General features: G+C 42.8%; 10 protein-coding genes. 1 reads left to right on the top strand and 9 read right to left on the bottom strand.

What is annotated here, in order from left to right; genetic code table 11:
- Positions 1–16: 16 nt before the first annotated feature.
- The 4 genes from B3Z75_RS00905 to B3Z75_RS00890 all read right to left on the bottom strand — a co-directional run bounded on the left by B3Z75_RS00905 (position 17) and on the right by B3Z75_RS00890 (position 2,366).
- Positions 17–634: a hypothetical protein gene (locus B3Z75_RS00905; RefSeq protein WP_286879942.1), complete on the bottom strand. Its 618-nt coding sequence runs from the start codon at positions 632–634 to the stop codon at positions 17–19.
- A 73-nt stretch (positions 635–707) separates the two neighbouring features.
- Positions 708–1,328 carry a hypothetical protein gene (locus B3Z75_RS00900; RefSeq protein WP_286879941.1) on the bottom strand — a complete coding sequence of 207 codons (621 nt, stop codon included), beginning with the start codon at positions 1,326–1,328 and terminating at the stop codon, positions 708–710.
- A gap of 166 nt (positions 1,329–1,494) precedes the next feature.
- Complete coding sequence (locus B3Z75_RS00895; RefSeq protein ID WP_286879940.1) at positions 1,495–1,893, bottom strand: hypothetical protein; 399 nt, start codon at positions 1,891–1,893, stop codon at positions 1,495–1,497.
- Positions 1,894–2,078: 185 nt separating this feature from the next.
- Entirely contained in the window at positions 2,079–2,366 is a 288-nt protein-coding gene (locus tag B3Z75_RS00890; RefSeq protein ID WP_294066728.1) for a hypothetical protein, read from the bottom strand.
- A gap of 1,170 nt (positions 2,367–3,536) precedes the next feature.
- Here B3Z75_RS00890 and B3Z75_RS00885 point away from each other — a divergent pair.
- Complete coding sequence (locus tag B3Z75_RS00885) at positions 3,537–4,667, top strand: AAA family ATPase (protein ID WP_294066725.1); 1,131 nt, start codon at positions 3,537–3,539, stop codon at positions 4,665–4,667.
- Here B3Z75_RS00885 and trpA read toward each other — a convergent pair.
- From trpA to B3Z75_RS00860, 5 genes are all read right to left on the bottom strand, one after another.
- Positions 4,641–5,417 (bottom strand): tryptophan synthase subunit alpha, encoded by a 777-nt coding sequence (gene trpA / locus B3Z75_RS00880; RefSeq protein ID WP_294066722.1) that lies wholly within the window; start codon positions 5,415–5,417, stop codon positions 4,641–4,643. The genes B3Z75_RS00885 and trpA overlap by 27 nt on opposite strands.
- 93 nt (positions 5,418–5,510) lie before the next feature.
- Positions 5,511–6,122 carry a phosphoribosylanthranilate isomerase gene (locus B3Z75_RS00875; RefSeq protein ID WP_294066719.1) on the bottom strand — a complete coding sequence of 204 codons (612 nt, stop codon included), beginning with the start codon at positions 6,120–6,122 and terminating at the stop codon, positions 5,511–5,513.
- Between the two features lie 105 nt (positions 6,123–6,227).
- Entirely contained in the window at positions 6,228–7,016 is a 789-nt protein-coding gene (gene trpC / locus B3Z75_RS00870) for an indole-3-glycerol phosphate synthase TrpC (RefSeq protein WP_294066716.1), read from the bottom strand.
- Between the two features lie 99 nt (positions 7,017–7,115).
- Positions 7,116–8,111 carry an anthranilate phosphoribosyltransferase gene (gene trpD, locus B3Z75_RS00865; RefSeq protein WP_294066713.1) on the bottom strand — a complete coding sequence of 332 codons (996 nt, stop codon included), beginning with the start codon at positions 8,109–8,111 and terminating at the stop codon, positions 7,116–7,118.
- 124 nt (positions 8,112–8,235) lie between these two features.
- Positions 8,236–8,679 (bottom strand): anthranilate synthase component II (locus B3Z75_RS00860; RefSeq protein ID WP_294066710.1); only part of this gene is annotated, 444 nt, incomplete at its 5' end.

Raw genomic sequence — 8,679 nt, 5'->3', positions numbered from 1 at the left:
CTTTAAAAATTTGCTTTCATTTGTCATAAACTTTTTTTATACCATTTACATACTCTATATGAGTCATTGGAAATTCAAAGCCAAAGATATTTCCTTTCAATAGCACTTTTTTAGTCGTTGGATTGATAAAAATATAATGCCTGTGCTTTTGTAATTCTATGACATAATCAATTGCAAAAATTTCATCTCCAATATGAATATACTCTTCCGAAATAGTATTAATCATATTCCTAATGGTTTTCTTTCCAAGAATTTGTAATGGATGTTCTGTAAAAAATCTTGCGGAAGAGGGAATATTCTCACTTATATCGTCATTACTCCTGTAAAAAACAGTAGACCAACCAATACTGATATTCTCATCAAAATTCTTTTTCACAAACTTCCTTGCTTCTCTTTTGTGTTTCATTATTCCCACAAATTCATAAGACAAGAAATCAATATCTTCTCCATTCTCAACATATAGGGGGAAATTTTTGAACAGGTTTTTTATATTATCCTCGCTTTTAATTATGGGTAATCCGTATTCATACAGGTTAGTGCCTGTTCCATTAAGCTCAGGAGGGGTTTGAGAGTATGCATTCTCTAAATTACACAAACTAAGACTAAAAAGAAAAAGACCAATTAAATGTTTCATACCTGAAAAATATTTAGGATTCATCATATTCATCTAAGCATATCGGAGTGATATTCGTGATAATCACGAATATTCATTCTGAGTTTATCCGTTGTCCCTCAATAGTATTTTTTGTACCCATGATAATATTGCCACCAACAGGTTCGTATACAACACCTCCATTTTCATTCGACACAATACCTAACGAATTGAATGTAGCCCCCTTATAATACCATTCCAATTCAAGATATTCAAAGCCAACCTGAATCAGTTGGCCAAGTTGTTGCCTCATCTGTATAACCAGATTTTCTTCTCCAATTGTTTCTGCAATTTCCATCATTTTACGAATTGTAATTATCTCAAATTTCGGAAAACTTTTTTCCTGAATTACACAGAAATCTCCCGTAATTGTTGTATCCGCTCTAATTATAGGTGGTAAATGCATAACAACGGGTGCATCGAATGAAAGCAGAGAGTCTATAATTTCCTCCTTATCTATTGCAGACTTTATGACTCCTTTATAAGTATAATTTATTAATTTTAGATGACTTGCATCTCCCTCGTTTACTTTACGAGGAGTATTTTTCACATCATTTAATTGCTTCTGCCAAGTAAAATAAGCAAGTGTATCTTGGGAAATACTTCTATTTGCGTATAGGAAACATACTACAAATAAAATTAAACATAATGATCTTTTTTTATAAGTTGATTTCATATCGGTCTGTTTTTACATGATTTTTTTATCATGATATTAATCGATTCAAAAGGCAGGCTGCTTGCCGGAATAGGAAACACATTATGCCGCCTTGCCTCAGGTAGGCAGGAGCGTCCCTGGAGTCCTTAGATATAAAAGCGTTCCTCGCCATGATCGGAGTAAAATTTCATTCCTTTTTGAAAAGAAAATCAATTGAACTGTGGGCCATTGAATCCAGATTAGTTATATTTTCACCTTTTACCCATTGATTCGTTTCCGCAAGCGATTTTTCTAAAATATCGCAATAATATTTTGAAAGGCCTCTGTCAATAAAGTCTTTGGAAGTAGCAAAACTATAAAACTGATTGTTTTTAATAGTGACTTTCTCTAAGATCAGATTGAATAGTTTAGTCCTTTTCACGAGTTCATTTTGAGTAAGTAGGCTATCTGGTTTTTCGATAAACGCTTTTAACTCTTGCAATGTACTTGCATACGTGTCATCGCTTGGGGTACCCTTTTGATTTCCGCATGAAAAACCGAACAGGAAAATTAAAACTACTAAGTAACATCCTTCCCTCATATCCATAATGGTTTGATTAATTAGGTGATTGGGCTGTATAACCTTCAAATCTTGAAGTTCCCGTCAACACAATCATCGTATTCAGATCTACTTTATAATTACTAAAACAGATATTCATTAGCTAAAATATTAAATACAATTAGTTCTTCAATACATGGCTTGCAGGTTATATCCCAAAAATAAGTTGTAAGTTATGTTTTCTCTCCTATATTTATTTTATTTCGATTTATATCTACTAATTCCAGCGGAGGGAACTCTTTGCCTAACTGCAATTCCGGATATCTTTCCTCCGTATATCTTTTCTTTAATCGAATCTCTATTCCACCGGGTATCTTCTTTAATGATACATCGTATTTCCCCGTATTTAAAGAGTCTTGATATAATGTTTTATCTAAATGGTTCCCCGATGAATTAAGATAAATCATTGTATCGGCAGTAATAGACACACTGCCATCTGCATTCTTTATTATTTCTTGCAAAAAAAGAAAAACAGGACAAATAAAGAGCAGAAAATTAATTCCAATCTCATTATTTTGTATCTTGATTGTATTTCAGAAAATAAAAATGTAATTATTTAAGTGTTTCCACTTGAGTAAAAGTATGTCGTATCTGTTTAAACACATTTATGTTATTCTTTTTGACCGGAAATATACTTCAACAATGGTATTAATTTTCTTCTTCTCTCACAAAAATCCGAAAAGGAAATAATATGATGAAAAACAAAGGTATGCATTAAAGTTTATCCTTACAACAGGATATGAGTCCAAGCAGAAAATTAACATAGATCGTTTCATCGGGATCATTTCCAGAAAGAGGGAGTAACATTGGCTTAACATGAGAGGGTTCAACCCCTATACAACTCGGAGAGGACACGGAGAGGAAGGCGTGAAGATCTTGCCTTGGTTACTCTTATTACCTGTACTTTTCAGTCAATTTACTGCAAATTGTCATTTATCACCGAAGAGGAGGCAAATGTCCTTTTGATTCCTTTTCTGAATTTCATGGCCCGGTCCTCCGTGTTCGAAATCTTCTCTGAGGACAGAGCAAAAATTATGTCCGATCTTCCGGTTTATCGCCGACCGGGCCTTGTAAACGGAGTTTTCACTCTGGTTAAGTAAAAAACCGATCTCTCCTATACTCAGACCGGCAAAAGACAAGAAGCATACACTATATTCTTTTTCGGAAAGGTGGGGATACCGCTCCCGAACAAAGCACTGTTGTAGCCCGGGATAAAGGCTCTCTACGACAGATAGGAATTCGTATAATGGCGCTTCAGTATGTCGATCAAACACAATCTTAAATGAGTACTGCGCCGGCAAAATAACGAAACATTCGTTTTTCCATGTCATGATTCATATTATGGAAAAATACAATCTTTCCCCTACAATAGCAGCTCCCGTTAATTTTTAATTAACAAGTTTGCAATATACAAAAAATAACCAACATGGGTAAATAGTCGCATGAAAATCAACTGAGTGCTTCCATTAATTTTTTCGCCGCTTCTTCAATCGTCCGATTTGCAAAGGTAATATCTGTAAACTGATTTATTCATTTTTATTCCGGAAATTACAATTTCTCATTACTATCTTGCAATTATTGCTTTATAATAATTATCTTTACGTAATGACACCCGATTGAATTTTAGAATTATGAAAAAGATTACCAACCCATTTATTACCAGTGGCTATTTATCGCCGCATTATTTCTGTGATCGAAAAGAAGAGACAAAAGAGTTAATCGGAAATATCGCGAATGGCAACAATGTAGCACTTATTTCTTCGCGCAGAATGGGAAAAACGGGACTCATCACCCATTGCTTTACAAAACGTGAAATAGCAGATAAATACTACACATTCTTTATTGATATTTATCCGACCGGCTCCATTCGTGATTTTGTTTTCACGTTAAGCAGGGAGATTGTAGAGCGACTGAAACCTTTTGGTCAAAAAGCATTAGAAATATTCCTGACCATTGTCAAATCATTGCAGGCCGGAGTCTCATTCAACGTGACGGGTGTACCGTCATTTAATGTGAAACTGGGCGACATCAGGTCCGTGGAGACCACGCTGGATGAGATCTTCCAGTATCTGAACCAGGCGGGAAAACCATGTTTGATCGCAATCGATGAATTTCAACAGATTAACCATTACAGGGAAAAGAATGTGGAGGCACTACTTCGGACCCACATCCAACAGTGCCACAATGCACGTTTCATCTTCGCAGGCAGCCAGCGTCATATTATGGACAAGATCTTCACAAGCGCTTCACATCCATTCTATCAAAGTGTATCCATACAGCATCTTGAAGCCATCTCCATGCAGGAATACACACAATTTGCGTTGGGCCACTTTGAGGAAAACGGCAAATACATCTCTCCTGAGATGGTGGAATCGGTATACAGACAATTTGAAGGCATCACCTGGTATATGCAAAAAATATTGAACACCCTCTTCTCGATGACTCCTGGTGAGGGCAAAGTGACGAAGAGCATGGTAGAGGAGGCTGTTGAGAAAAACGTAAATTCATATGATTACAGTTATTCGGAGACACTGTTCCGCCTCCCGGCAAGACAGAAAGAACTGCTGATAGCCATAGCCAAGGAGGGAAGTGCCAGAGAGATTACCTCTGCGGAGTTTGTCAAGGAACACAGTCTCACTTCATCCAGTTCTGTGCAGTCTGCCATCAGGGGGTTACTCGACAAGGATTTCGTTACGCTGGAGCGTGGCGCTTATCACGTGTACGACAAGTTCCTTTCATTGTGGATCAATCGCAATTATTAGCTTTGTCACCGCATCATCAATTGATTTCTCACTTTCCAACAGCGATATAAACTTGCTGCCGATGATGGCTCCCGAAGCTTCACGGCAGGCTGCATCGAATGTCTCCCTGTTGGAAATCCCGAATCCGATCAACCGCGGATTTTTCAGTTGCATTGCGTTCACCCGACGGAAATAGGCCAGATTCTCATCACTGAATGCACTCCTGGCTCCGGTTACCGAAGCGGATGAAACCATATAGATAAAGCCGGAGGTATGCTGGTCGATCATCCTGATCCGCTCTTCCGATGTTTCGGGCGTAATCAGCATAATCACATGCAATCCATACTTTTCAGCCACCGGCTTGTAAGACTCCATGTATTCGGCAAAGGGCAGGTCGGGGATGATGAATCCGTCCACTCCACACTGTGTGGCAGCTTTGCAGTAGTTTTCAAAGCCAAATTGAATAATCGGGTTGAGGTAGCTCATCAGCACCAAAGGGATCGATGCAGTCTGCCTGATGTCAACCAGCTGGTCGAAAAGTACTTTCAGGCTCATCCCGTTTTTCAGTGCCTCGGCACCCGATGCCTGAATCACCGGCCCGTCGGCCATCGGGTCACTGAACGGCACACCTATTTCAAGCATGTCAACCCCTCTCTTCTCCAGTGCCTGTATCACTTTCACGGTGTCATCAAGTGCCGGATAGCCTGCAGTAAAATAGACCGATAGTACATTGTTTTTCTTATCCTTAAATAGTTTGTCGATTCTGTTCATAATATTCTTGTTTCTTATTTCTTGCTCCTTGACTCTTGACTCTTGCAATAACTCCAACCTTCCAAAAAGCCGATCGCTGATAACTAACCGCTCTTAACGGAATTCTTTTATAAATGTTTTAATCAGCTCAATATCCTTCACCGCCGGTTCAATCTCAAATCGGCTGTTGATATCGATCCCCGCAAACCGGGGATGAGCAAATGATTTAATTTCCTCCACATCTTCAGGAGAGATACCGCCGCTCAACAGAAAAGGGGTCTCACCCTTGTACGCTGCCAGCATCTCCCAGTTAAATTTCTTTCCCGAGCCCCCATGCAGGTTTGTTTGGGTATCGAAAAGGAAATAGTCGCAACACCCTTCGTAACGTTGTACCGCTTCCGACGGGAAAGGGAGGTTTGTTACAATGCCAAACGCTTTGACCACCCGAAAACCATCGTCCTTCAAATCATTACAGTATACGGGCGACTCCTCCCCGTGCAGCTGTATAATATCCAACCTGTGCCGCTGAACCCGCTTTCGTACTATCTCCGGTTCTTCGTTCACAAACACACCCACCCTTTTTACTTTTTCCGGTAAATAACTTAGTTCTTCTCCCACATAACGCGATGAACCGGCATAAAATATAAACCCCATCCAGTCCGGACCGAGCTGCTCCACAGCCTTTATGTTATCCGGATTGCGCATGCCGCATACTTTGATAATCATATAAATTCTGCTAAGTTGTTTGTTCTCTTCGTTCCCGAAAGTCAGCTTACGCTGTTATCCCGCTGCGCCGTTGGTCGCTGTGTGTAGTCCGTACTGCGCACAGCGTTAGAAAAGAACCTGGTCAATGAATGCTTTCAAACTTTCCCCGGGATTCTCAGTTTTCATAAAATTCTCGCCTATCAGGAACCCTCTGTACCCCGCATGACGCAACTCTTTCAGGACGACTGGATCGGAGATTCCGCTCTCGGAGACCCATACTGCATCCCGGGGCAACAGCTCAGCCATCCGGAACGATTTCTGCAGGTCGGTCACAAAACTCCCCAGGTTACGGTTGTTTACCCCGATAAGCTTGTTGATGGGAGTGATATATTCCGTTTCCCGCTCATCGTGCAACTCCAGCAACACCTCCAGCTGCAGCTGATGGGCCAGCTCCGTGAGTTGCCTGCACTCATGCGCCGTGATTGCCGCTGCAATCAGCAGCACCGCACTCGCACCGGCCAGCTTCGCTTCAAAAAGCTGATAGACATCCACGATAAACTCTTTCCGCATTACCGGAATGTGTACCGCTTGCGTCGCCTTTCGCAGATCGGCCAGCGAGCCTCCGAAGAAAGTCTCATCCGTGAGCACCGACAGTGCCGCAGCACCAGCCTCCTCGTATGCCCGCGTCACCTCATCCGCACGGGCCGACTGATTGATCCACCCCTTGCTGGGTGAACGACGTTTGAATTCGGCAATAATTCCCGTCGGCGAAAGCTGCAATGCCTTCTTCAAGGACCAGAAAGGGAGTTCCGTCTGTGGTAGCTGCTTTTCCAGCTCTGTAAAGGGGACCCGCTCTTTTTGCAGGGCCACCTCTTTCTTTTTGTGAGCCACAATCTCACTGAGTATATCTTGCATAATTATTTGGATTTTGCAGTCAGCAATCAGCTTTCAGCTTCTGTTTGTAAAATGTTATCCAATCGGGACTCTAGTTTTAAGCGATTGCCAAATTCTTGTTCACTGATTGATTTCAATAAACTTCTCCAATACCTTCAACGCCTTTTTACCATATAGCGAATCCCGGGCAATCTCGAGACACTCTTCGATGGGCTTATCCTGTTCGACGGTCTGGATGCCGAATGCCGCATTGGCTAGCACCACGTTCATCTGCGCTTCGGTAGCTTGGGCATGCAGCACATTCCTGAAAATCCGGGCTGCCTCCACCGGCGTGTTCCCGCCAGAGAGTTCCTCCTGCCCGATCCGCTTGAAGCCCAGTTCTTCCGGAACAAACAACTGCTCGCCTTTGTTTGATACCACCTTAAACTGACTGGTGAGGGAGATTTCATCGTAGCCGTCCATGCTGTGGACGATACAGAACTTTTTGTTCTCCTCCTGATAAATGTAGCTGTACAACCGCGACATGGCCAGGTTGTAAACCCCCAGCATCTGATACTCCGGCTGAACCGGATTCACCAACGGCCCCAGCACATTGAAGAAGTTGCGTACACCCAGGCTCTTTCTTACCGGGGCCACAGCCTTTAACGCGGGACTGAACAGCGGGGCATGCAGGTAGGCAATGTGGCAGCTGTCGAGGCTTCTTCGAAACTGATCGTTGTCGGTGGTGAACTTCACCCCCTGCTGTTCAATCACGTTGCTGGCACCACTGATGGAGGTGGCGCCGTAGTTCCCGTGTTTCACCACGTTGTATCCTGCACCCGCCACCACAAAACAGGCGGCAGTGGAGACATTGAATGTATTTTTCCCGTCACCGCCCGTACCCACGATATCGAGGGGAGCGTAATCGGAGAGATTTACCGCAACCCGCATATCGAGCAGGGCATCGCGAAAACCGAGGATCTCGTCCACCGAGATGTTGCGCATCAGAAAGGAGGTGATGAGCGACGCCACCTGCGTATCGGGGATATCCCCCTTCACAATGGCGAAGAGTACCTCTTTGGCTTCCTCCCGCGAGAGATAATGGTAATCGAATAATTTATAGAGTATTTCCTTCATAAGACCTTTATTGAATTTTTTCACAAACTAAAGTGTCCACGCTGCTGTTACGATCGTTGAAAACCGACCGGTTCTCGGGCAGAAGCTGTCGTTTAAATCCGATAGGAATATCCGGTTTGTATGTTTATACATGCTGCAGAAAGTTTTGAATGATGCGAATACCTTCCGGGGTGAGTATCGATTCGGGGTGGAACTGCACGCCGTGCAGATCAAACTGCCTGTGTTTCAACGCCATCACATCGCCCGCCTTATCCACTGCCGTGATTTCCAATCCGGCGGGGAAATTTTCTTTGGAGACAATCCAGGAGTGATACCGTCCGACCAGGATCTCATCCGGAATACCATCAAAGAGATAATCATGCGCAATGATGTCCACCGGCGTCTGTACCCCATGAAAGACAAACGGAATGTTCTCCAGCTTCGCACCGAAGACCTCTCCAAGGGCCTGATGGCCGAGGCAAACGCCCAAAATGCTTTTCGTCTCTGCATACTGTCTGATCAACGGCATCAGCAGGCCTGCCTCTTTCGGCAAACCGGGTCCCGGTGAGAGGATGATCTTGTCGTATTG

The organism is Proteiniphilum sp. UBA1028 (assembly GCF_002316955.1).
In the GTDB taxonomy this organism is placed as follows: Bacteria; Bacteroidota; Bacteroidia; order Bacteroidales; family Dysgonomonadaceae; genus Proteiniphilum.
This window is presented reverse-complemented; position numbering and strand designations above follow the sequence as displayed.

Excerpts from the sequence above, each read along its gene's own strand:
- trpD (WP_294066713.1), bottom strand. The coding sequence starts at position 8,111 with ATGAAGGAAATACTCTATAAATTATTCGATTACCATTATCTCTCGCGG.
- trpC (WP_294066716.1), bottom strand. The coding sequence starts at position 7,016 with ATGCAAGATATACTCAGTGAGATTGTGGCTCACAAAAAGAAAGAGGTG.
- B3Z75_RS00895 (WP_286879940.1), bottom strand. The coding sequence starts at position 1,893 with ATGGATATGAGGGAAGGATGTTACTTAGTAGTTTTAATTTTCCTGTTC.
- B3Z75_RS00905 (WP_286879942.1), bottom strand. The coding sequence starts at position 634 with ATGAAACATTTAATTGGTCTTTTTCTTTTTAGTCTTAGTTTGTGTAAT.
- trpA (WP_294066722.1), bottom strand. The coding sequence starts at position 5,417 with ATGAACAGAATCGACAAACTATTTAAGGATAAGAAAAACAATGTACTA.
- B3Z75_RS00875 (WP_294066719.1), bottom strand. The coding sequence starts at position 6,122 with ATGATTATCAAAGTATGCGGCATGCGCAATCCGGATAACATAAAGGCT.
- B3Z75_RS00885 (WP_294066725.1), top strand. The coding sequence starts at position 3,537 with ATGAAAAAGATTACCAACCCATTTATTACCAGTGGCTATTTATCGCCG.
- B3Z75_RS00900 (WP_286879941.1), bottom strand. The coding sequence starts at position 1,328 with ATGAAATCAACTTATAAAAAAAGATCATTATGTTTAATTTTATTTGTA.